The organism is Bacillus sp. FSL K6-0069 (assembly GCF_038007785.1).
In the GTDB taxonomy this organism is placed as follows: Bacteria; Bacillota; Bacilli; order Bacillales; family Bacillaceae_G; genus Bacillus_A; species Bacillus_A mobilis.
Genome location: NZ_JBBOXN010000001.1, coordinates 2,771,507 through 2,796,607 on the forward strand (window position 1 = coordinate 2,771,507; position 25,101 = coordinate 2,796,607).

Genomic DNA, 25,101 nt, shown 5'->3' on the forward strand with positions numbered 1-25,101 from the left:
TGATCATCCAAGGCTTATTTTGATATAAGTCTGTCTCTCTATTCAATTTTTAATCTCCAAATAGTTTTTATTTATTTTACTATATGAAGAATATTAGTAATTATAATTTGAAGCTATTATTTATTCAACTATTTCTTTACAAATATTTTGACCTTGGTTTCTATTTAACAAAATAATTTTGTAACATTTTCGTTTTTCTCCCAAGATTCATCCACTAATTATGACACCACATACTATAAACCTTTATTCACTGCTTCGCAAATAAATATGTCTCCAGTTCTGGAACATTAATGTAATATAATGAAATTCACAATAAATAGCATTAGTTTTTTTCAGTGTATATTACATCCTTTCATGTAATTGAAGTTTATTCATGCTGCAGCCATTCCTCTATATGCAACATCAAAATATCCTACAACCTCAAAGCTATTTTTGTATAATTATTCACAGTTCATAAAATCAATGATTATAAAAAAACCTCACTCTCATTACGAGAGCAAGGTTTTTCATCATTTATTATTGACCATTGTACATTGCATCTACTTGTTTTTGAAGTTCTTCATTTTCTAAGTACTCATCGTAAGTAGCCTCTTTATCAATTACACCGTTTGGCGTTACTTCGATAATGCGGTTTGCAATTGTTTGTACGAACTGATGGTCATGAGATGTGAATAACATTGTGCCTTTAAATGCGATTAAACCGTTGTTTAATGCAGTGATAGACTCAAGGTCTAAGTGGTTCGTTGGATCGTCAAGTGTGATTACGTTCGCACCACTTAACATCATTTTAGATAGCATACAACGAACTTTTTCGCCCCCAGATAATACAGAAACGTTCTTCTTAACTTCTTCACCTGAGAATAACATACGGCCTAAGAAACCACGTAAGAAGCTTTCTGACTCATCTTGTGGAGAGAATTGGCGTAACCAATCAACTAAGTTAGAGTCACTGTTCTCAAAGTATTTAGAGTTATCTCTTGGGAAGTAAGATTGAGATGTTGTAACGCCCCATTTGAATGAACCGCTATCTGGCTCCATTTCACCCATAAGGATTTTAAATAATGTTGTCATCGCAATATCGTTACGACCGATAAATGCAACTTTATCACCTTTATTTAAAGTGAAGTACACATTATCTAACACTTTTTCGCCATCAATTGTTTTAGAAAGACCTTCAACAGTTAATAAGTCATTTCCTATTTCTCGCTCAGGTGTAAAGCCAACGAATGGATAACGACGTGATGATGGTCTAATATCATCTAATGTAATTTTATCTAATAATTTTTTACGAGAAGTTGCTTGTTTCGCTTTCGATGCGTTTGAGCTAAAGCGTGCAATGAAGTTTTGTAACTCTTTTACTTTCTCTTCTTTTTTCTTATTAGCATCTTGTGTTAATTTTAAAGCTAATTGGCTTGACTCATACCAGAAGTCATAGTTACCAACATAAAGTTGAATTTTACCGAAATCAAGATCAGCCATGTGCGTACAAACTTTATTTAAGAAGTGACGGTCATGGGATACAACGATTACTGTATTTTCAAAGTTCATTAAGAAGTTTTCTAACCATTGAATCGCTTTTAAGTCCAAGTGGTTGGTAGGCTCATCTAGTAATAGAATGTCTGGTTTACCGAATAAAGCTTGAGCAAGTAATACTTTTACTTTCTCTGCTCCAGTTAATTCTGACAATTTCTTATCATGAAGATCTTCACCAATACCTAAACCTTTAAGTAGGATTGCAGCTTCTGATTCTGCTTCCCAACCGTTAAGCTCAGCGAACTCACCTTCAAGTTCAGCAGCACGCATACCATCTTCATCACTAAAATCTTCCTTCATGTAAATGGCATTTTTCTCTTGCATAACTTTATAAAGTTGCGTGTGACCCATAATTACTGTTTCTAATACTGGGAACTCTTCATATTCGAAGTGGTTCTGTTTTAATACTGCTAGACGCTCACCTGGCGTAATATGTATGTCACCTGTTGATGCTTCAATTTCTCCAGATAAAATCTTTAGAAATGTCGATTTACCAGCACCGTTTGCTCCGATTAATCCGTAGCAGTTACCTGGCGTGAATTTTATGTTAACATCTTCAAATAATTTGCGATCCGCGAAACGCAAACTAACGTTACTTACTGTAATCATTTGTGTCCTCCTACTAATACCGCTTATTTCAGCGTTTTCTCACCGATTGTCTTAAAAAATCGCATATTACGACTCAATTATTGTAGACTATAGCTATTATATAGTAGAAGATGGATGAATAGCAACGGTTGATTGCTATTCATCCCTTTTCTACCTTGAATAAAATGTATGTTTTTAACGAAACAATATTATATAGAAGCGAATTTCATAATGAATAGAGATATGATAGATGAAGAATTTGTAAAATATAAAGATGTGATGGACAAGTTTATTAAATAAGAAAAATCCCCTTTTAAAAGGGGATTCTTTTATTTTTTTTTGCTTAATTTCTTCGTATAATTCTTCATTTTATTCGTTAACCCTATTAAAGCAGGTATCAATATTGGCATTACAATAATAGCTAATAGTAACAGCGCAACACTAACAACAGATGCTACTTGTATAAGTGTCAATACACCTGAAGGGATTAATGCAGCAAATGTTCCACCTAAAATAAGCGCCGCTGATAATACAACTCCTCCTATGTGACGAGAGGCATTTACAATTTTCGTTGCTGGGTCTCCCTCTAACTCATTGTAACGCATCATTACGAAAATGCTATAATCCACACCTAAAGCGACAATCATAATAAAACTAAAGAATGGTACATTCCAGCTTAATGACTCTACGTTTAGTAAGTGTGCACTAATTTGTTCACTTATACCAAGTGATGCAAAATAAGCTAATATTAAAGATCCAATAATAAAGATTGTATTTAAAAATGACCGTGTAATAACGAGTAATACCATCGCAATTCCAATTAACATAATCGTAGCTGTACGTAAGAAATCTTGGCCTGTTACTTCTTTTAAATCAACGTTTCTTGCTGTTGTACCGCCGATCGCTTTTTTGGCTGATTTTAATTCTGTACCATTTAACGTACCGTCTATCGTTTTATTAATTTCTTCAATGATTGGCATCGCTTCTTTTGAATACGGATTTACGTCTAAAATGATTGTCATTTTAGCAGTCTTTCTATCATGAGACATGTACGTATTCAATGCTTTTTGGAAATCTTCTCCCTCTAGAACTTCTTTTGGAATATAAAATTTCTCAGAGCTTTTTGATTCATTCAATTCTCCTAAATATTTCTGAGCATCCCCTAGTCCGTTACTTACCTTTTCAAGCCCTTCTGTACTTTTAGATAATCCTGATTGTAATTGCCCCATCTGTTCTTGCAAGTCTTTCAGCCCGGTTAATAACTGGCCTTGCCCATCATTTATTTTTGTTAATCCGGTTTGTAACTCAGATGACTTGTTCGCAATTTGTTTTGAACCTGAAGCACCTTCATCTAATCCATTTTTAAGATCCGCTGCTCCTTTTTGTAATTTAGTAACTCCATTGTTCATTTCTTTTAAGCCGTTATCCACTTTCAATAACGATTGATTTGCTTCTTTAAATGAGCCCATCGCTGCTTTATGCTGCGTTGCTAATTGATTTAATTCATTTGAAAGCACACCTAATTGCTTTTGAGCCTCTTTAGCAATTCCTATCGTTTGCAGTATGTTCGGATTATTTGCTAATTCTGGTTTCGTTTGAATGAAATTGGTCATTAGCATTTCAATTTGTTCATAGCCTTTTTTCGCCCCATCAATGGCTTGAGAAATACTTCCGAAGTATTGATCGTAAGAACTTAAACCTTTTTCTAACTGCGAATAACCAGCATGAAGTTGTGAAGTTGCATTAGATAAAACATTTATATTTTCATTTACTGAAGTTAATCCACTCTCAATTTGCTGCGCACCTTGTGCTCCGTCATTTATGCCATTTGAAAGTTGATTTAAAGCTGTTCCTAATGCTGAAACACCATTTTTCGCTTCCGTTGTTCCATCAATTAATTTTTGAACGTTTGTAAGACTATTTGAGTCTTTACTACCCATTTTATCTTTCGCGGTAGTTAATCCATCATTAATTTCCTTTATACCACCATTAGCATCTCCTAAACCTGTATTTAGTTCTCCAGCTTGTTTATTTATATATAGTTCCTTTATCCTTTCCCCAGTTGGACGCGTCGGTGAATATACTTCTGAAACACCTTTCACTTTCGAAATTTTATCAGTTAACTCATCTAAAGTTTGTAGAGACGTTCCTTCATCTAATTTTTTGTTTAATTGAATCACTAACGTACTTGGTGAAGAAAAACCAGGCGGAAAATGATCTTCTATTACGTTAATCCCCATTTTCGACTCATATTTATTATCTACTTCAAATAAATCATTGTAATTTAGTGTATTAGAGTATTTCATTACGAAAGGAATCGATATCACAAATACAATGATTAAAGCTGCGAATGGCCTTACTACTGAGTTTTTCGCAAGAAATCCCCATAAACGACTATCCTCATGGCCTTTAAATGTTTTTACTGGATAAAACATTCCTTTTCCTAATAGCACCATGAAAAATGGATTTAACGTAGTTAATACGAGTAATAATACTGCGACACCAATTGCTACTGCTGAAGTAGATTGATATAATTTAAAACTCGCTAAAGCAAGAGATGCAAAACCAATTAGTACCGCTATCCCGCTATATAAAACGGTTTTCCCTGCCGATTTAAACGTTTCTTTCGTAGCTAAAAATGCATTTTCTTGTTTACTTAATTCTTCCTTAAACCTTGTATATAATAAAATGTTATAATCTGTTCCAACCCCAAACAGGACAACAACTACAAACACTTGTGTGAAGTTAGAAAACGGAAAATTAAATTGATCTACTAGATGGGCGATAATCCCCATTGAAACTAAATATGATACACCAACTGTAAGAAGAGAAACGATTGGAACAATTGGTGAACGAAATACAATGATTAATACAACTAAAATGAAAATGATAGAAATAATTTCTGTCTTTTTCACTCCCTCTTGAGAGGATGTAAGAAAATCACCCGCTATTAAATCACTTCCTGTTAAGTACGTTTTAACGCCCTTCGGTTTAATTTTATTATGAAGCCCATTTGCAATTTTTGATATTTCACCATGTTTTTTATCCACAGAGATTTGCGTTAAAATGGTCGTATTGTCTTTAGATATCAATTGTTTTTCCAAGTCTTTATTATCTAAATGTGAAACAACTTCCTTAATTCCTAATTGCTCTTTTTCATTTTGCAGGGCGTTGATTGTTTTTATTATTTCATCTTTTTGCTCAGTTGTTAAAGCTGCTTTACTTCCACTATTAAAAACAGCTATAACATCATATTTTTCTGTCCCGTCTTTATCCATCTCTCTTATCATTTTGTCAGCGATACTACTTTGCTCTGTATTAGGAATCGTAATATGCCCTTTTTCTTTCACTAATTTATCCATATTAGGCATCGTTACGATCATTGTAATAGTAATAACTATCCATAATAGAAAAGATAAACTTCTCCAATTTTTCAGCCTACTCATATTAATCATCTCCCGTTTTGAAAGTTTCACGTTAGTTTAGGAATGAATATTCATTCTTATTATTTCGAAACTATTTTTAGGAATGAACGTTCATTCCTATCATTCTATTAATTTATTTTATAAACTCTATTAAACTACTCTTCCCGGAATGAATGTTCATTCCCTTAGTTGCACAAATATCCTCTCCTACTTTCATTTTTTAAATCTATTTAGGAATGAATATTCATTCCTGTTCTTATAAAGCTATAGAATCAAATGATTCTAATAGCATTCCAAGAGCTTTCTTCCAATTCTTTTACTAACTCTTTCGAGTATTCTAATTGCCCTGTTGCAATTACTTTCGTTAATTTTTCTAACGGTTGATATACAATAATAATTAAAGCAACTGGAGGCAATGGACGAAGAAAACCTTTTGCGATTCCATCTTCAATAATATTCATAAAGAAGCCTATAAAATCGTCAAATATTTTCTTACTCTGTTCGTCAAGAAAATAACTATCGCAGTGAGAATTTGTAAATAAAAAAGCATCCACGTTGTTTCTCGCAAATTCAAATAAACGGTTATACGTATGACTAAACTGTTCACGAATATTTGCTTCAACAGGAAAATCCGTTTTTATCATTTCAGAAAGCTGTAACATACTTTTTGAAAATAATGAGTTAACAAGTGCCTCTTTATTTGCAAAATAGCGATAAATAGTACCCGCACCGACATTTGCTTTTTCAGCGATCATTGGAATTGTCGTACCATCGTAACCACGCTCTGCAAAAAGTTGCATCGCAGCATCAAAAATATCCTCTTGTTTGTTTTTAGCCATTTTTTCCACCTCTATTTTCAGGAATGAAAATTCATTCCGTTTTTAATTATAAATTACAGGGAATAAAAGTCAAGTGCGTAACTACGTATAGTTGCAATTTTAATCCCTTGTTTGTGAATCAATTTATATCAGCGTTTTTTAGAATATATCGACTTTCCGACAAAAACGAGAACGAAAGAGAAAGCCGTCCCAAATTTTGTTTGAGGCAGCCCCATTTCCTATTTAAATCTTAAAAGAAATCATAAATAAAAGCTTTACGTACTGGAACTATATTCTCAAATGCTTGTATTTCCTCTTCGCTTCCGGTAATGAATTCTAGTTCATTAAGTTCTAACGGACGTTTGTATCCAAACATTATTGCAGATAATGCATTTATATCCAGCTTAATTCCTTTATCTATTGTTTCCTCTTTCATAATTGTTATTTCATGATTCGCAAGCCTCACTGATACGTTATTCCACGGTGCAAACGAATCTGTAATATGTAAAATCACTTCTTGCTGTACATTGTTCCAGTTTAATTCATATTGTTTTAGGAACTGCTCTACATCTACAATTCTGCCCATAAAATACGGCTTTATTTCTGCCTTTACTCGCGGCTCTTCTAGTGTATATAATAACGGTTCGTTTTCACTTATAGTCATTTCAAGTTCTTTAATCATAGAATCATGCTGACAAATAAAGTTCCACAGGCCATTTCGTGCTTCATTATGCAGTGGAACAAATTCTTCTACTGTCATTTTGTTGTTTTCAATTTTATATAGCATGTAGCCTGCTGCCGTTTTATTTTTATCGTAATAAATCGCTAATGTTAAATCATCATAAACAGCTTGTAACCACCATTTTTCATCGCGAACTAGCATACCGGAAAAACATTTTGCAAATGTTTCATAAAGCTTCTCTACCTCTTCTGAGTGATTTTCTTTATTGAAACGTTTCACAGTACCGTTTACTTGTTTTCTCATCACTAAATCGCTCTTTGTCATTTGACATACAAGGAGGTTCGCACAAAGTTCCCATCCATATTTACGGTAAAATGAAACGGCAAATGGATGTAGCATCGATACTGTATATCCATCTTTTTTCATCGTTTGTAATGAGTCTTGAAGCAATTCTTTTACATACCCGCTTCTTCTATACTCTGGATACGTCGCTACCCCTGCAACGCCACCCATTTTAAATTTTTCTTTGCCTATGTATATATGAAACGGAATGAGATGCAGTTTTGCTGCTAAATCTTCCCCTTCCATAATACCGTATATTTCATGACTTTCTTTCATCTTTGTAAGTTGCTGCTGCAATCGTTCCTCTTCAACTTTATATTGAAAAGCGTATTCTGATAAGCGTAATGCTTCTTTGAATTTATCTTCTTTTAATCGTATAACGTTCATATACTTCTCCTCCATTCCTTGTTTGAATTGTACCATAATTCTCAATATTACAGTACGGTGAATGAAATTATATGAACTTCACGAAACGAATCCAATATAAAAAAGCAGATACATCCCGTATCTGCTTTTTATTACTTTATCCCGCTTTAACGGGCAGTAAGACCCCCACCTCAAAATTTAGCGAAAGCAAAGAATTTAGGTGGGGGATCAACTGCCCGTAAAAGTCCGATTGGTTCAACTAATAATCAGTGGGGGATGAAGAACCCCCCACTGATTAAAGTTTCACTTTATTTAGCTAACGTTTGAAGTTCTTCGAAGAATGTAGGATATGATACGCCTACTGCTTCTGCATCTTCAATTGTTGTTTTTCCTTCTGCGATACATCCAGCGATCGCAAGCATCATTCCGATGCGGTGGTCACCGTAACTATTTACTGTATTACCTTTTAGAGCTGATTTCCCGTAAATAATCATTCCGTCTTCAGTTGCTTCTATGCGAGCTCCTAGCTTCGTTAATTCTGCAACGACTGTATCAATACGGTTCGTTTCTTTAACTTTTAATTCGTGCGCATCTTTAATTACTGTAATTCCTTCTGCTTGCGTTGCCGCTAATGCAATAACAGGAATCTCATCAATTAATCTTGGAATAATATCTCCGCCAATTTCAGTTCCTTTTAATGAAGATGTTTCAATTGTAATGTTTGCAGCTGGTTCTGATGCTCCTTCGTTAATTGGTTCTACAGTAAACGTAGCACCCATTTTCTCTAATACATCAATAATACCAGTACGAGTTGGATTCATCCCTACATTTTGTAATACTAGTTTACTATTTGGAATAATTGCGCCCGCTACTAGGAAAAATGCTGCTGACGATACGTCACCTGGCACTTGAACGTCTGTTGCTGTTAGCTTTTGTCCACCTGCAAGTTTTACTGTTTTTCCTTCGCGCGTTACTTTAACGCCAAATGCTTCAAGCATTCTTTCCGTATGATCGCGTGAAATATGTGGTTCTGTAACAGCTGTTACACCTTCTGCTCGAAGTCCTGCAAGTAAAATAGCTGACTTAACTTGTGCACTTGCTACAGGTGAAGTGTATTCAATTGCTTTTAAATTCCCGCCACGTATCGTTAACGGTGTAAACGTTCCTTCTTCGCGGCCATCAATGTTTGCACCCATTTGTTTTAATGGATTTGTAACACGTTTCATCGGTCTTTTTGCAATAGATGCATCACCTTGTACACAAGAGAAAAATGGTGTATTTGCCAAAATTCCTGACATTAAACGTATTGTTGTACCAGAATTACCAACATCTAATACAGCTTTCGGTTCTTGTAAACCTTCTAATCCTTTACCAACTACAGTGACTTCATCACCATTTTGCACGATGTCTACTCCCATTTCTTTAAAGCAAGAAATCGTACTTAAACAGTCTGCACCAGGCAAGAAACCTTTAATTGTTGTTTTTCCTTCTGCAATCGCGCCGAACATGACAGCGCGGTGTGAAATGGATTTATCACCTGGAATTGTAATGTTGCCATTTAATCCGTTATTAACAGGTTGTATCGTTCTTTCCTTCACGTTTTCACCTTCTCATTTAAATTGTTTCATAAGTTTGGTATTTTTCTTCTCCAAGCGCTAGCTTTGCTTTCATACGATCTTCTTCTCTTTGGAAGCTAATACGTAACACCCCAAGCAATCCTTCACGCGCTTCTAATATTTGCAAGTTCGTAATACTAATTTCTTCGCGCGCTAAAATGCTCGTAATGTGAGCCAATGCTCCTACTTTATCTAAAACATCGACGTATAAGTCGTGATAGGCAGGAATTGCTCCTCTTTTTCGTACTGGTAAAGAGTCACGGTATTCTTTCGCGTCTGCAAAATAGTTTTGAATCTCGTCTGCATCTCCGGTAGAAACTGTATCATATAAATCTTCCATTTCAGAGATCCACTCTTTTAATAATACCATTAAATGCTCACGATTTTGCTTAACAATATCACTCCACATTTTTGGGCTACTAGATGCGATACGTGTAATGTCTTTAAAACCTCCAGCAGCTAGTTGATGAATAAGTGGATTATCTCCTGCATGCTTCTCCACTTGCTTTACTAATCCTGCTGCAATAAGATGCGGAAAATGACTAACAATTCCTGTTACATAATCATGTTCTTCCGTATTTAAAACGAGAAAATGAGATCCTGTTCCTTGTAACCAACGCTTTAGTTCTTCTACATGTTCATTTGGCACATGATTCATCGGTGTCAAAATGTAAAATGCATTTTCAAATAAATGTGCTTTTGCACTTTCAACTCCCGTTTTATGAGAACCTGCCATTGGATGTCCACCAATGAAAGAAACTTCCTTTGAAAATAAAGCTTCCGCTTCATTCATAATCGTCCCTTTTGTACTACCAACATCGGTTACAATAACATCTTCCCGTAAACGAAATGACGCTAATTTGTGTAATAACTTCTTCGTTTCTTCAACTGGAGAAGCAAAAACAATTAAATGCGCCTCTTCACAAGCATGCTGTAAATCTACCGCTACTTCATCTACTACGTGTAATTCTTTTGCACGCTCTACTTGTTCTTGAAAAATATCATAACCTGTTATCGTTACATCGTGCTCTTTCTTAATTGCTAATGAGAGAGAGCCTCCGATTAAACCAGTTCCAATTAAAACTACCTTTTTACGCATTTGCCTCATCTCGAGACTTTCTTTTTTTATTTTCAAAGTGTTGTTGTAACACTGAAATCACTCCTTCATTTTGCTCCCTTGTTCCGACTGTAATACGGACACCATTTGGGAACGGACGAATAATAAATCCTGCGTGTGCACAAGCCTCATAAATATCCCCAGCATTCTCAACTGGCAAGAAGATGAAATTTGTTTGCGATGGATAAAATGAAATTTTATTTTCCTTACAAAAGCTTTCGTATTGTTGTAATCCTTCTGTATTCACACGAACTATTTCTTCAATAAACTCGTCATCACCAAAAGCAATCGTCGCTGCTTTTTGCGCTAATGAAGATACGTTAAATGGCAAACGTACGACATTTAATTTCTCGATCAGCTCTTCGTGTCCAATCGCATATCCAACGCGGAAAGAAGCTAATCCGTATGCTTTAGAAAATGTTCTAAGTACAAGAATGTTTTTATGTTTTTCTAAAAGCGGTAATGTCTCTGGGAAATCTTTTGCTGTTACGTATTCATAGTACGCTTCATCAATGACAATTAACGTATTTTCACTAATACCTTCAATAAATTGAGTCAATTTTTGATCATTCACATATGTGCCTGTCGGGTTATTTGGATTACAAATCCATACGATTTTCGTATTATTATTTACGGCTGACGAAATTTCGTCTAAATCGTATACTCCGTTATTTAAAGGGATTTCTTTCACTTCACAGCCTTCAATAATTGCATGATGACGGTACTGAGGGAATGTCGCACCAGCCGTCACGATGTTATCTCCTGCTTTAAGTACTGCACGGCTTATTATTTGAATGACTTCATCTAATCCACTACCGCAAAGTACTTGTTCCATTTGTACATGTAACTTATTTGCAATTGTTTGACGGAGCGTTGTAGCACCTCCGTCAGGATATAAAGCATGTTCCAACCACGATTTTTGCAACTCATCTAAAACACGTGGTGAGCAGCCGAATGGATTTTCATTCGATGCTAATTTCACAAATGTATGATTTCCGTACACTTCTTTCATTTGTTCAGGTGATTTACCTGGTGTATATGGTTGTAATGATGAGAGTTGATCTTTTACTTGCATGTTAAAACCACCTTTTTATTAAAATTCTTTTGCGTATTTGTTATGTTGCGTAAGGTTTTGCTGAATTAATTCTATACGATCTTTTCCGAATTGTTCGACTAGTGCGTGTGCAAGTTCCCATGCTACAACAGATTCAGCTACTACACCTGCTGCTGGTACTGCACAACTATCAGATCTTTCAATACTCGCTTGGAATGATTCTTTCGTATCAATATCAACACTTGCTAACGGTTTGTATAATGTAGGTATTGGTTTCATAACACCCCTTACGACAATTGGCATGCCTGTTGTCATACCACCTTCTAAACCGCCGGCATTATTCGTTTTTCTCGTGTATCCTTGTTCTTCATCCCATAAAATTTCATCATGCACTTTACTTCCTGGCTGTCTTGCTGCTTCAAAACCAACACCAATTTCAGCACCTTTAAATGCATTTATACTCATAATTGCACCAGCTAGTTTTGCATCTAATTTACGATCGTAATGAACGTAACTACCAACACCTATTGGCATGCCTTCTGCAATGACTTCAACAATGCCGCCGATTGAATCTCCGCTACTTTTAGCGTTATCTATCGCATCCATCATCTCTTGTTCTACTTCTTTATCTAAACATCGAACTGGTGAGTTTTCAGTAATTGTTTGAATCTCTTCAATTGATAAGTTTGAAATATGTTTTGCTTTTACTCCCCCAATTTCAAGTACATGCCCTGCAATTTCTACGCCTAATTCTTTTAAAATTTGTTTCGCAACTGCACCAGCAGCTACACGAACTGTCGTTTCTCTTGCAGATGAGCGCTCTAGCACGTTTCTTATATCACGGTGACCGTATTTAATTGCCCCGTTTAAATCCGCATGTCCTGGACGTGGTTTTGTAATTGTACGTTTCATTTCTTTACTTTCTTTTTCCGAAATTGGCTCTGCACCCATTACTTTCGTCCAATGTTTGAAATCATCATTTTTTACGATTAACGTTATCGGCGAGCCGAGTGTTATCCCATGACGAACACCACTTACAATTTCAACTGTATCAGTTTCAATTTGCATACGTCTTCCGCGTCCGTGCCCTTTTTGTCTTCTTAATAATTCTTTATTAATATGTTCCGCTGTTAATGTTAAACCTGCTGGTACACCTTCTAAAATAACTGTTAACTGCGGTCCATGTGATTCTCCAGCTGTAATGTATCTCATTTCTCTTGCCCCTTTACTATTTTTTTGTACAAAAAAGTCCCTACTGAGCGCTCAGTAGGGACGATTTTTATCGCGGTACCACCCTAGTTGTAGACAACTTTCGTCTACCTCTCTTCTTCTTTAACGATCATTTGACCGTCTTTACCTCCAACAGTTGGCGGAAAAGATGCTCCAAGGCTGTAATTCATGCTTATCTTTGTACTGATTCACACCGACCATCAGCTCTCTATAACAGGGAGATAAGCACTACTGTTTCCTCTTCAGCGCATATATGATATGGAATTAAGATAATTTATTTTTGAATCCTTTTAACTCATCCATGAATCTATGGAATTCTGGAATATCCATTTGTTGTGCAGAATCTGATAATGCAACTGCTGGGTCTGGATGTACTTCAGCCATTACTGCATCCGCGCCAATTGCAAGTGCTGCTTTCGCTGTTGGTAATAATAAGTCTCTACGTCCAGTTGAATGCGTTACGTCAACGATAACTGGTAAATGTGTTTCTTTCTTTAAAATCGGTACTGCTGAAATGTCTAATGTGTTACGTGTTGCTCTTTCGTATGTGCGGATACCGCGCTCACATAGAATAATTTGGTCGTTACCTTGTGCAATGATGTATTCAGCTGCGTTAATGAATTCATCAATTGTTGCTGCTAATCCACGTTTTAATAATACTGGCTTGTTAACTTTACCTACAGCTCGTAATAAATCGAAGTTTTGCATGTTACGTGCTCCAACTTGAATTACATCAACGTAGTCTAATGCCATTTCAACATCGTTCGGATTTAAAATTTCACTAATGATCGCTAAGTCGAACTCATCTGCTACTTGGCGTAATATTTGTAATCCTTCTACTCCTAAACCTTGGAAATCGTAAGGAGATGTTCTCGGTTTGAACGCACCACCGCGCATTAATTTTAATCCTTGGTCTTTCATCGCTTGCCCTACTTGGCGAACTTGCTCTAAGCTTTCTACCGCACATGGTCCCATAATGAACGTTTGTGTTCCGTTTCCAATTAATTCACCTTTTACATCAACAATTGTGTTTTCTTGTTTCTTTTTACGTGATACTAGTAATGCTTTACGGTTATCATCTTCTTGTAATTCTAAGCTTGCTTTGAAGATTGTTTTGAAAATATGTTGAACCGTTGACGTTTCGAATGGTCCTTCGTTATGTTCTGCGATCATATCAAGTACTTCACGCTCACGTACTGGATCAAAGCGTTTCGTACCTTGTACTTGCTTTTGCTCTCCAATTTTTTGAACGATTTCACCACGTTTGTTTAAAAGGTGTAATAGTTGTAAGTTAATTTCATCTACCTGTTTACGTAATTGATCTAATTCATGATTTGCCATTTGGAAATCCTCCTCTAATGTTTTAAAAGTATAGTAAGAGAATGAAAAATTCTCTATTTTCTGAACTGATAAATTATACAAATTTTAAGTGGAATCGATACCTCTTCTTATTCTAAACGAATACTTACTATAAGGACACTATCTACTAGATAAAAACCCACTTTTTTGTACAAAAAATCCCTACTGATTCAATCAGTAGGGACGATATTTATCGCGGTACCACCCTAGTTGTAGACTTCTTTCGTCTACCTCTCTTCATTGTTAACGATCATCTGACCGTCTTTCCCTTCATAAAGACAATATTATCTTTACTACGAAAAAGATGCTCTAGGACTGTAATTCGCTCTTGTTTTTGTACTGGTTCGCACCAACCACCAGCTCTCTGTTACAGGGAAACAACAACTACTGCTTTTCCTTTCAACGCATGTATATTTAATTTTCAAGTTGGACCACTAAAATACAAAAAGTCCCTACTGAATAAATCAGTAGGGACGATATTTATCGCGGTACCACCCTAGTTGTAGACTAACTTTCCGTCTACCTCTCTTCACTGTTAACGATCAATTGACCGCTTTTTCTTCATAAAGACGAAACTATCTTTATTACGAAAAAGATGCTCCAAGACTGTAATTCATGATTATCCCTGTACTGGTTCACACCAACCACCAGCTCTCTGTTACAGTAAGACTAACCACTACTGTGATCTCTTCATTGCACTTTGTTTATTCAAATGTTTTTTGAAATTGAATAAGTATGATTCGTATTATAGAACGCTTTTCAAAACACTGTCAACAACTTTTTATATATTTTTTAAAATTCCACTTTCGCCCTACATTTCTTCTTGTAAATTCTCCATAACAATTCCGATGCGAATTATCTCATTATCTATTGCATTTAATACATACTTTTCTACTCCGTACCGGATTAATACTTCTTTTATTCGAATGATTTCCGTTTCAAGTAAATCGGCTTCCTGAAGCGTTTGCAGTAAAGTAAAAAATACATTTGCATACAAATCTTTGGACATTTTTATACGCTCTGTCTTTTCAAGTATTTCGTTCAATAACTGTTTTATCTCCGTTTGATTCCCTTTTCCACCCACGTCCGAAAATGATTTACATATTATCGATAATCCTCTTTCTACTATTTCATCCATAAATAAAATAATACGTAAAAGCATTACATATTCTCTAGCTGTGATTTCACCCATTTTCGGTCGCTCTCGCAAAAATATACTGAGCCAAGCTGTCCAAAATTTTTGTTGTTCTTTTACACTTAACGTTTTGACGTAATAGCATAAAAACTGCATAAATTTAATTTTATTTTCTTCATTTTCTTGTATAAGCAATGGGTATAACCAATCTGTTTTTTGCTCCCAATACAGTACACATTTAATAAATACAAAACTAAGCCATTTTAAGAAAGCTTCCCTCGTATGCGGATGCAATACTTCCAAATATTCTACCGCATACTTAATAAATCGCTTCATTTCTGTAAATAAAGGTAAATTGATTTGCGTGTAGCATAAGCCTGCCCATGCATATTTCGTAATCTCATTTTCCTTCTTTAAATCTAGGTACGGTAACAAATATTTTCGGCACCATTGCTTCTCAATATGATAAAGAAATGTAATATCTGCTACTAAACGAGCTAACATGTAATTTGTCCGCTCTGAACTAACCCTTACTTGCTCTTCAAATAAAAATAAATATTCATACACGTTACGATCATATAAATGATCATATGATAACAGTTTTAATAATACAGCTGTCATTTTCCCAACAGGATGCTGGATCGATTCATTGTAAAAATCTTGTTTTCCAAGCTTAAAATCTGTATCACTTTTCATTACTTGAGGAAATACCGCAAAAGCAAACCGTTTTACGTTGCGTATGCTGTTTTCCTCTAGATCCTCTAATCGATTACTAATTTCATATAGAAAACTGCTAATTAACCAATGGAAAGCAGTATTTCTAACAAATTTCTGCAATAATGGTACAACTTTTTGGATTTGTTCATTTGTCAATCCTCGGTTATTTCGCCACTCTCTAATACAAACAAACCATACTTCATTACTTATTTCATGCATACTAACTAATTGATAAGCAAATGAAATACTCCATTCTATATTCAATTTACATGCTTTCGATAACATCTCTAAAAAATGACGTTGTTCAAAAACTCCGTCTTGAGAAAATTGCCGAACTTGTTTCATAATTTCATCGTCTTTCAGCTGTAATAATCCATCAGCAGTTACATTACAAGTAATACTTTGTTCTGCGGTTTCTTTCTTTTGTACACTGTATCGCTCAGAATGAAAGTGAGGATGTTTTTGCTTCATTACCTCATAACCTTTTGCTGTAGATGGACTATTTGAATCACAAGTGAACAATAAATCTAATACGAAACAAACATCAAATGCTCTCTCCTCTGCAAGGTCTTTCAGTACAATCTGAATGACTTCTTCCTTTGTTTTTTCTAGAGAAGATGCGAAATGATTTTTTATAAGTTGAAAAACTTCGTGTTTATACGTGACATCTAAAAGAAGTCCTTCATGTAACAACCATTTTATTTTGTCATCAGCGCTAACAAATATGTTTTTATTCATTGCATCAATTGCAATTCGGGTCTGAAGCACGCTGTTTGCTTCTATCATTTCTGTAATATAATAATTTGCTTTTTTCTCATTGTTTTCACATAAATAAGCTAAACACTCTTTTACAATTTGAATTAAAAAGGCAAGATCATTTTGCTGAAACTCTTTTTCAGCATTTTCCTTATCCTTTTTTTTCAAAGCCGTTTGTCGTAGTGATAACAGTCGCATCTTTTCTACTCCCATCATCATAATTGGTACGGCGTAATAGGAAATATACGGTTTCATCTTCTCATTCCACATTTGCTCCACATAAGAAAATGTAGACAATGGTAAACGACTTGATTCCTCAAGTTCTATCGATTCTTGTGTATCATTTCCCCATTTTCTTTCCCGCTTCAACTTAAGCTTTCCATCCAAAATAAACGTTAGTAACAATAAAGCAATCTCTTTATGCTCAGGAAAAGAACATTTTTGCAGTAAATAAGAAATTTTTTCAATTGATTTACTATCTTTTTCAGCTGTTTCTAGTAAAAGAAGTGTCCATCTCGCAAACAACAACGGGTCCATCTCAATTTTCGTCTCGTTTAAGTAGCTACAAATTGTTTTCCATAATAACGGAGATAGTTTAGAATGATTTTTAAAAATTAATTGAAATAATTCTTTTTGATGACTAAAAAGAAATTGTTCCACTAACCATTCTGCAAGTAGTTCATCTACCTCATTATCATTTGATGTAACTAAAAATAAATTTTGTAATTTCCCTTCTGCTTCAAGCCATTCCACCCATTCATAATCATGAGCAAATTCAACAAAGTAGCGGACTGTTTCAATTTTTTTTATGGATTGTTTTATGTATGATAATTGTTCCTGCTCTACTGAAGGCGGAACTGTTACTATGTCACGAATTCGCATTCGTTTTGTAATATAATTATCTCCCATTAATTCCGCCCATCGCTTCACTGCTTTAACGAGTGATTGATGATTATTTCCTTTATTCGGATATACAATCGGCCGTATTCCCAAATGCTCCCAGTGGTACGTATTTTCCCCTTGTGCAACAAATGCATAACGCCTTGTACTTGGCGGTAAACCCGTCGCTAAATATTTCATTACTGGGTCATTATGGCTATATCCAACGAATAAAACGGTATAATTCGAGAATAAATCCACTAAAAATCTTCTTGCCCATCCTTCCGTCAAGTAAGCCCTTCCAAAATCACCATCTGTTAATATTAATGCTTCTTTCTCTTGTTCTATATTGCCATGTATGTAAGCGAGACCTTTAAACGCTCGACCTGTAGGTAACGCAGGTGCGTAATATACGTTTAATTCTCTATTCATTTCTTTCATCGCAGTTGTAAAATGCCGATCAAAATTTGTCGTTACAATACGGACTTCTGTATCTAAAGGAAACAACCTCGGAATCGCATAATGAAGTGGATTCGGCTTTGACTTTTCAGTATGAACTAAATCTCTTGCAACTTGATGTACATCTTTTGTTTTCGCAATTTTACCAAGATAATAATCATGTGGTTCTGTTATTTCACGTGTTTCCACATATAACGTTTTCGCAATTTCATCAACTAGATCATCAAAATTCGGTAAGTTTGATTTCCCTTTCATAGAAACTCCCGCTCCAACAAATAGTACTAACTTTCCTTGTTCAAGATGATCAATTAACTCATCTGGAATTTCTACTTCTGAAGTAATCCACACCATGGATTCCCCCTTACCTAAAAATGTCATATACTCTCATTTTACTATAACATTTTTTCTTTGTTTTTTTAATATTTAGACAAAAAACGAACGTGAAAAAGTTTTATGTAAATATATTTGTTACAATGTATGAACTCCTAAATTTATTGTAAAACTATGTATAAATCGGAGGTGTAAATATTGAATGGTTTTACTGTAGTACTTATTAAGTTTATATCGTGCATTATCGCATTTAGTATTGGACTCGCTTTATTTTTCCCTGCAACATTCGTCCAAATTATTTCATTTAGTCTCTTTGTTACAATCGTATCCTATATGTTCGTCGACAAAATCATATTAAACCGAATTGGCAATACTGGCGCCATTATGTCGGATTTCTTACTAACGTATTTAAGCGTATGGATTTTCGGTAATATTTTATTAGACAATTACATGCAAATTGCATGGGGCAGTTTCCTTTCCGCTACTGTCTTTACATTATCTGAAGTAATTGTGCATCGCTTTTCTAACTCACACACAAGGCACAACAATGATAACATTCATATTAATCGCCGCTTTGCATATGGTACGGAATTTGCTGAAGAGCAGAATATATTGGATAAAGATAAGAAGAAGTAACTTTTTGATGCAGGAGCGCCCTTTTAATTATGTGGTGCTCCTTTTTTATGTATTCATTATGGTACGTGAAATTATATGAACGATGTTTTCAAGATATCGTTCATATAATAAAAAAACTACCTCTTATTTAGAGGCAGTCCCTTTCAAATCTTTTAACGTAACAACATTAGCAAATGCTCCAAACACTACATTATGATGCTTTACAATGTCTTCCGCACGTAACACTTCTGTATTAAACGTACTATGCGCATCACTCACTAACGTTACTTTATACCCTTCACTAAACGCTCTTCGCGTTGTCGTATCCACACAGTACTCTGTTTGCATACCTGAAATCATAACGTGTTCAATCCCTTTTTCTTTTAACACTTCGTTTAAGTTTGTCTTATGGAATGCATCCGGCGTCGTCTTTTCAACGATACGATCCCCTTTTTGCGGAGCAATCGCCTCATGCACTTTCCAGCCTTCTGTACCTTTTTCTAACGGATGATCTTTTGGTCCGTTATGTTGTACATAAATAACTGGAATATCATTAGATCGACATTCCCCAATAAGTTCTTGCAATATTTCTAAAAACTTCTCCCCATTATGTACTGGCATTCCTGCTGTATACATACCTGCTTGCACATCAATTACTATTAAAGCTTTTTTCATTTCGCGCAGCTCCCTTTTTTTGCATATGTCTCTATATATTCATCATAATACAAAACTTCAATTACATTAGACCAATTCAAGACTGATCCGATAAAATCTTTTATATCAAGCCCAGGCATTTCATATACTTCTTCATCGTTAGCAGTTCCTGTCGCATCTTCAATGAGCGTAACTTTATAGCCTTTTTCAAAAGCAGCGATACTTGTAAATAAACAGCAAAATTCCGTATTAAATCCAACGATTACAACATGATCAACTTTATGTTTTGTTAATATCTCTTCAACACTTGTTCCTTTAAAAGCACTAGGTGTTGTCTTCTTAACTACATAATCCGCAAACTCGGCATATTCTTCTACTAATTCGCTGCCGGCTGATTCAAAATACAACGTACTTTCTGGATTATTATCTCGGTGTTTTAAGAAAATAATAGGTTCATTTTCTGCTTTAAATCGTTTTAAAAGATTTGTGATTAACTCTTTTTCAACAGAAAAATCTTTACACTCTAAAATCGCCTGCTGCATATCTAATACAAGTAGCGCCTTCATTTATATCATCTACCCCCAATAGTTTTATACTCCATCATCCAACAATCTTCTAATTTCCCCTCATGCAGCTCATGTTCCTTTAATATCTTCACCTTTTTAAATCCGCATTTTTCATAACAGTTTATCGCACGTTCATTATTTACTTTCGGGTCCATTGCGATTGCTTCTGCTCCCGTGTTCTCCATAATATATGTAATTGCTGCCTGAACGAGTTTCGTTCCAATTCCTTTTTCCCAATAAGTCGGCTCACCGATAAATTGATCCATTCCCCATATATTTTGAGATTCTTCATAGCCATATAATGCTTTCCACTCAGAATCAACTGGATACATTTGAATATAACCAATCGGCATATTATCAAACTCTATTACACACCTTTTTTCATGACTATTGGGATTATGTATGAAATGATCCAGTACCATTTCTACAGATTGCGGATTATCTCGCCCTTCGTAATACTGCAAGACTTCTGGGTCCGTTAACCATTTTGAAATGACCTGTGCATCCTCTTCTTTTACGTACCGTACCGATACATAATCTTTTTGAAATAGCATATAATACCTCTTCTTAATTATTTATATTTTTCCTTGTTGTGAATTCTTTTATTGCACCTATTAATGCGTATGGTAACAATGTAATCACAAAAAATGCTGTAAACACATTAAAATGAGGAATTTCATATGGAGTGAACCATTCCGTGAAAAATTCAGAATGTAAAATTCTATTTAAAAACTCTCCACTTGGCTTAAAATTTGGTGCCCATCCTGTAATCTCACAAATAATAAATAGTAATTGAACAATTATAAATGCCCCTAGATAGCGAAACCATGTCCTTTTCCAAATCGGCTGCGCCTTATTTAATTCATGTTCCATTTAACTCCCACCTTTTTATTTCAATCCTATTAATTATACACTTTCCGCACTTTATTTGTTAAAATTTTCTATATACTCATTCGCGCTGGGGGAATACATTATGTCTAATCCTATACTTAAATCAACTTTAATCATTCTTAGAGGCAACTCCGCAAGTGGTAAAACAACAATCGCAAAGCAACTACAAGAACATTTCGGACAAGGTACACTTTTAGTATCACAGGATGTTGTACGTAGAGATATGCTTAGAGTACACGATACGATCGGGAATTTATCACAGGATTTACTATTTGAAATTACAAAGTATGGAAAAGTAAAATGTGAATTTGTTATTTTAGAAGGCATTTTAAACAGTCGTAGATACGATGATATGCTGAAAGAATTAATACATTTTTTCGAAGGAAACGTCTATACATATTACTTTGATTTATCGTTAAAAGAAACGATTCGACGACATAACACAAGGGACAAACGACATGAATTTGGTGAGGATTCCCTAAAGAAATGGTATAATCCGCACGATACAATTGAAGTTACCAGAGAAGCTATTTTTACAGATAACTTCACGCAAAAAGATATATTTGATGCGATTCTTACTGATGTTTTGATCAAAAAACAAGACTAACAGAATATGTTAGTCTTGTTATGTACTTTGTATTTCAGTTTTTATAATTGAACAATATTTACATAAATAATAATATATATTCATTTCCCCAAACTGGAAATCGACTACCGAAATAAGTCCGCGTTCCTCGATATCTTGTGTAATTGTAGCAACATACTTCATCTCTTTAGAACAACATGGACATGTCAAATCTTCTGGAAAATCATTAAATAATGGTGCCCCTAATAATCTACATATATATTCAGAACCGAACAAGTCAAAAGCTTCCCAGTAACTATCTTCATCAGAAGGTATATCTTCGTTTTTCATATTTATAAGCTTTACCGTTGTTTTTGGTAATGAAACTGGTAACTTATATTCCTCTTCCATTATCCATTCTTCTGTATTTTGCTGCTGTATGATTCGAACCGTCTTACCTCCATCACTTAACTGAAAATATTGCGGTTCCCACACCATCGCGCAGTTCAAGCATGAAATGAGTGGTAAAATACTTAATTCATTACTTTTAAGCTCAGCAAGTTTCCTATCTTTTAAATCAAAACAGAGAATTTGATGCATCTTCTCACTGCATAACTTACATACTGGCAAATTGCAATCTTCACCACCAAAGTAATGATTATAGGAATCTTTCCCTTCTACTACCCTATACCCCTTCATGTCATTGTACTGTTCCCCATATAATTCCATTGTCATATTTCATCCTCGCTTTAAATAAATCTAATCCACTTCATTATAAAAAAATTAACACTAGAATACACCTATACTTTAAACTTAATTACACTATTACGAGTGAAAGTATATAGTAAATGATTTGATATATAATATATTTACTTTTTCTTTCCATGAATCAATCATATTAACTCAAAAATAAAAGCCAGTCTCAATAAAGAGGACTGACTTCTATCTAGTTAACTATATTTATTATAAAATTTTAACTTTAACTGTTTGTCTTCCCCAATTCATAGCTTTACTTTTTGAGCCCATTAAAACATCAATACGATTTCCTTTAATAGCACTTCCAGTATCACCAGCGATAGCTTCGCCATAACCTTCTACCCATACTTTAGATCCTAATGGGATTACTTTCGGATCTACTGCGATAATTCTCATATTCGGATTAGCCGTTAAATCATGCCCCATCGCAGTTAAAACGCGTCCACCATATGTACCATTTTCACTTGGATCAGCAGTATATGCTGTCGCTACTACCGTTAATTCACGTTTAGCAGACTGTATGTTATTTTTAGACTCTTCTTTTGCTTTTGCTTCTTCTTTAGCTTTGGCTATTTCTCTTGCTTTCTCTTCTTCCTTAGCCTTTGCTACTTCTCTTGCTTTCTCTTCTTCCTTAGCTTTGGCTATTTCTCTTGCTTTCTCTTCTTCCTTAGCCTTTGCTATTTCTCTTGCTTTCTCTTCTTCCTTAGCCTTTGCTATTTCTCTTGCTTTAGCCTTTTCTATCTCTTGGGCTTTTGCTTCTTCCTTAGCCTTTGCTACTTCTCTTGCTTTCTCTTCTTCCTTAGCTTTGGCTATTTCTCTTGCTTTCTCTTCTTCCTTAGCCTTTGCTATTTCTTGGGCTTTTGCTTCTTCTCTAGCCTTCGCTATTTCTTGGGCTTTTGCTTCTTCTTTAGCCTTCGCTATTTCTTGGGCTTTCTCTTCTTCCTTAGGCTTTACTACTTCTTGTACTTTCGTTTCTTCCTTAGACTTTACTACTTCTTGTACTTTCGCTTCTTCCTTAGACTTTACTACTTCTTGTACTTTCACTTCTTCTTTAGGTTTTACTACTTCTTGTACTTTCGCTTCTTCTTTAGGTTTTACTACTTCTTGTACTTTCGTTTCTTCCTTAGGCTTTGCTACTTCTTGTACTTTCGCTTCTTCCTTAGGTTTTACTACTTCTTGTACTTTCGCTTCTTCTTTAGGTTTTACTACTTCTTGTACTTTCGTTTCTTCCTTAGGCTTTGCTACTTCTTGTACTTTCGCTTCTTCCTTAAGCTTTGCTACCTTTTGTGTTTTCACTTCTTCCTTAGCTTTAACCGTTTTTTGTACTTTTGCTACTTGCTTCGTTTTCTCTTCAGCTTTTTTTTCAACTGGTGCTGTACTTGTTAGGAAAGAAACATTTGCATAAGCTGTTTTTCCTTTATACTCAAATTGCAGCCATCCGTCTTTTACTTGATGCGTTGATTCAATAACATCATCTTTTTTCAGTCTACCAAGTATTTCTGATTCAGTATTTGCATCAGAACGGACATTTAACAAATTCGCTGTTACATGATACACATCTTTTGTAAACTCTGAGCTGACAAACACTTCTTTACCGTTTAAATCAATTTTTGACCATCCATCTTCGGTATTTATTACTTTTAACTCTTGTCCTTCCTTTACCTTTTCGACAATTTTTGATTCCGTAGTCGGTTTTTCACGTACGTTGAGTACATCTGCTGTTACGATCGTTTCTGCGATAGCAGTTGTGGTAAAAGCCCCCAACCCAAAAACAGTTGCTGTTGCTGCGCCAATTACTTTTTTCATATTAGCCTCCATTACATTTTTTGTATTCTATGAAAAATTTCCATAAAACCAGGAAATTCCACAGCGTATCAAAACATTTGCAATAGTATATTAATACCGCTTAATATACTGTTTTTAAAACTTCCTACTTCAATAGTATCAAATTCTCATTTCTAATTCTATACATTATCAATCTCTTCATCTTCTATAAACTCTTCATGCCCTTTTGCATACTAAATCGTTGTCGCAATTCCCGCCAAAAACAAACTTACGATTGCTAACAATTTTGTGCCGACTATAGCACCTCTTAAATGAAACTTATAATCTTTATATCCCTTCATCCCCTCTGTACTAGGAATAACAACAAATTCCGGGGTAATCCAGCAAAAAATTAGCCAATCGATTATAAACAAATCAACTAAATTGAAGATCATTAAAATACCAAAAGTATGTAAATAGGCATCTATATACAATAATTTTTCATGTTTATGTAGTATATATGTAGAAACGAACGGAGTACCGAAAAGAATCGCATGATATGCAATATTAAAGTAGATTGTTTGCTTTTTTTCATAAATCGATTTTGGAAAAACTACCTTTTGAATATCTTTTGGATAATCAGTTAACGAAAGACGCGGATTATAATATAAAGATCCTAAAATCATTACAGATAGTACAATAGACATGATGACACCAACGTACATCATTTGCTCAAATGGATTCATATACTTCATTCACCCTTTTCTGTAAAAACTATGTTGATTCTTTACTTACTTACACATTATATGCTCATATATAACCAAAAATTAACAATCCTCTTTTACACCCAGTCAAAATTCTTGCAATGCAAAAACAATTTTTAT

Annotated in this window: 19 protein-coding genes and 3 other annotated features; of the genes, 2 read left to right on the top strand and 17 right to left on the bottom strand. The window is 34.8% G+C overall.

Annotation, left to right across the window (positions count from 1 at the left end; translation table 11 throughout):
• Positions 1-516: 516 nt before the first annotated feature.
• The 10 genes from MHB74_RS14270 to MHB74_RS14315 form a co-directional block, all read right to left on the bottom strand.
• The gene (locus MHB74_RS14270; RefSeq protein ID WP_061679629.1) at positions 517-2,142 is read right to left on the bottom strand and encodes an ABC-F family ATP-binding cassette domain-containing protein; all 1,626 of its coding nucleotides are present in this window, start codon (positions 2,140-2,142) and stop codon (positions 517-519) included.
• 308 nt (positions 2,143-2,450) lie between these two features.
• Positions 2,451-5,567: an MMPL family transporter gene (locus MHB74_RS14275; RefSeq protein ID WP_061679628.1), complete on the bottom strand. Its 3,117-nt coding sequence runs from the start codon at positions 5,565-5,567 to the stop codon at positions 2,451-2,453.
• Between the two features lie 251 nt (positions 5,568-5,818).
• Entirely contained in the window at positions 5,819-6,385 is a 567-nt protein-coding gene (locus tag MHB74_RS14280; protein WP_001107306.1) for a TetR/AcrR family transcriptional regulator, read from the bottom strand.
• Between the two features lie 229 nt (positions 6,386-6,614).
• On the bottom strand, positions 6,615-7,775 hold the full coding sequence (locus tag MHB74_RS14285) for a GNAT family N-acetyltransferase (RefSeq protein ID WP_061679627.1): 1,161 nt from the start codon (positions 7,773-7,775) through the stop codon (positions 6,615-6,617).
• A 287-nt stretch (positions 7,776-8,062) separates the two neighbouring features.
• On the bottom strand, positions 8,063-9,352 hold the full coding sequence (aroA, locus tag MHB74_RS14290; protein ID WP_061679626.1) for a 3-phosphoshikimate 1-carboxyvinyltransferase: 1,290 nt from the start codon (positions 9,350-9,352) through the stop codon (positions 8,063-8,065).
• 16 nt (positions 9,353-9,368) lie between these two features.
• Positions 9,369-10,469, bottom strand: coding sequence for a prephenate dehydrogenase (gene tyrA, locus MHB74_RS14295; protein ID WP_061679625.1), 1,101 nt, complete (start codon positions 10,467-10,469; stop codon positions 9,369-9,371).
• Positions 10,462-11,562 carry a histidinol-phosphate transaminase gene (gene hisC, locus MHB74_RS14300; RefSeq protein ID WP_061679624.1) on the bottom strand — a complete coding sequence of 367 codons (1,101 nt, stop codon included), beginning with the start codon at positions 11,560-11,562 and terminating at the stop codon, positions 10,462-10,464. Before hisC ends, tyrA begins: the two co-directional genes overlap by 8 nt.
• An 18-nt stretch (positions 11,563-11,580) precedes the next feature.
• Entirely contained in the window at positions 11,581-12,753 is a 1,173-nt protein-coding gene (gene aroC, locus MHB74_RS14305; RefSeq protein ID WP_061679623.1) for a chorismate synthase, read from the bottom strand.
• 53 nt (positions 12,754-12,806) lie between these two features.
• Positions 12,807-13,026 (bottom strand) — a binding site (T-box leader).
• 9 nt (positions 13,027-13,035) lie between these two features.
• The gene (locus MHB74_RS14310) at positions 13,036-14,112 is read right to left on the bottom strand and encodes a bifunctional 3-deoxy-7-phosphoheptulonate synthase/chorismate mutase (RefSeq protein WP_001273575.1); all 1,077 of its coding nucleotides are present in this window, start codon (positions 14,110-14,112) and stop codon (positions 13,036-13,038) included.
• A gap of 194 nt (positions 14,113-14,306) precedes the next feature.
• Positions 14,307-14,542: a binding site (T-box leader), on the bottom strand.
• 54 nt (positions 14,543-14,596) lie between these two features.
• Positions 14,597-14,833, bottom strand: a binding site (T-box leader).
• A 108-nt stretch (positions 14,834-14,941) separates the two neighbouring features.
• A complete protein-coding gene (locus MHB74_RS14315; RefSeq protein ID WP_270401324.1) occupies positions 14,942-18,454 on the bottom strand; it encodes a DUF4020 domain-containing protein in 3,513 nt (1,170 codons plus the stop codon).
• Positions 18,455-18,604: 150 nt separating this feature from the next.
• Between MHB74_RS14315 and MHB74_RS14320 the strand changes: the two genes are divergently transcribed.
• A complete protein-coding gene (locus MHB74_RS14320; protein ID WP_001013095.1) occupies positions 18,605-19,042 on the top strand; it encodes a YndM family protein in 438 nt (145 codons plus the stop codon).
• A 123-nt stretch (positions 19,043-19,165) separates the two neighbouring features.
• Here the strand turns inward: MHB74_RS14320 and MHB74_RS14325 are convergent, their stop codons facing one another.
• Genes MHB74_RS14325 through MHB74_RS14340 form a run of 4 tightly spaced genes read right to left on the bottom strand, consistent with a single transcriptional unit; the run spans position 19,166 to position 21,114 of the window.
• A complete protein-coding gene (locus MHB74_RS14325) occupies positions 19,166-19,696 on the bottom strand; it encodes a cysteine hydrolase family protein (protein ID WP_061676290.1) in 531 nt (176 codons plus the stop codon).
• Positions 19,693-20,241: an isochorismatase family protein gene (locus tag MHB74_RS14330; RefSeq protein ID WP_061676289.1), complete on the bottom strand. Its 549-nt coding sequence runs from the start codon at positions 20,239-20,241 to the stop codon at positions 19,693-19,695. The genes MHB74_RS14325 and MHB74_RS14330 overlap by 4 nt, the downstream gene beginning before the upstream one ends.
• A gap of 5 nt (positions 20,242-20,246) precedes the next feature.
• Positions 20,247-20,795: a GNAT family N-acetyltransferase gene (locus MHB74_RS14335; protein WP_061676288.1), complete on the bottom strand. Its 549-nt coding sequence runs from the start codon at positions 20,793-20,795 to the stop codon at positions 20,247-20,249.
• A gap of 13 nt (positions 20,796-20,808) precedes the next feature.
• A complete protein-coding gene (locus MHB74_RS14340) occupies positions 20,809-21,114 on the bottom strand; it encodes a YfzA family protein (protein ID WP_061676287.1) in 306 nt (101 codons plus the stop codon).
• 100 nt (positions 21,115-21,214) lie between these two features.
• On the opposite strand from MHB74_RS14340, the gene MHB74_RS14345 reads away from it, so the two are divergent.
• The gene (locus MHB74_RS14345) at positions 21,215-21,739 is read left to right on the top strand and encodes a kinase (RefSeq protein ID WP_061676286.1); all 525 of its coding nucleotides are present in this window, start codon (positions 21,215-21,217) and stop codon (positions 21,737-21,739) included.
• 18 nt (positions 21,740-21,757) lie between these two features.
• Here the strand turns inward: MHB74_RS14345 and MHB74_RS14350 are convergent, their stop codons facing one another.
• From MHB74_RS14350 to MHB74_RS14360, 3 genes are all read right to left on the bottom strand, one after another.
• The gene (locus tag MHB74_RS14350) at positions 21,758-22,432 is read right to left on the bottom strand and encodes a hypothetical protein (protein WP_061676285.1); all 675 of its coding nucleotides are present in this window, start codon (positions 22,430-22,432) and stop codon (positions 21,758-21,760) included.
• Positions 22,433-22,660: 228 nt separating this feature from the next.
• Entirely contained in the window at positions 22,661-24,259 is a 1,599-nt protein-coding gene (gene entB, locus MHB74_RS14355) for a cell wall-binding protein EntB (protein ID WP_340844242.1), read from the bottom strand.
• A gap of 212 nt (positions 24,260-24,471) precedes the next feature.
• The gene (locus MHB74_RS14360) at positions 24,472-24,963 is read right to left on the bottom strand and encodes a hypothetical protein (protein WP_061679960.1); all 492 of its coding nucleotides are present in this window, start codon (positions 24,961-24,963) and stop codon (positions 24,472-24,474) included.
• Between the last annotated feature and the right edge of the window lie 138 nt (positions 24,964-25,101).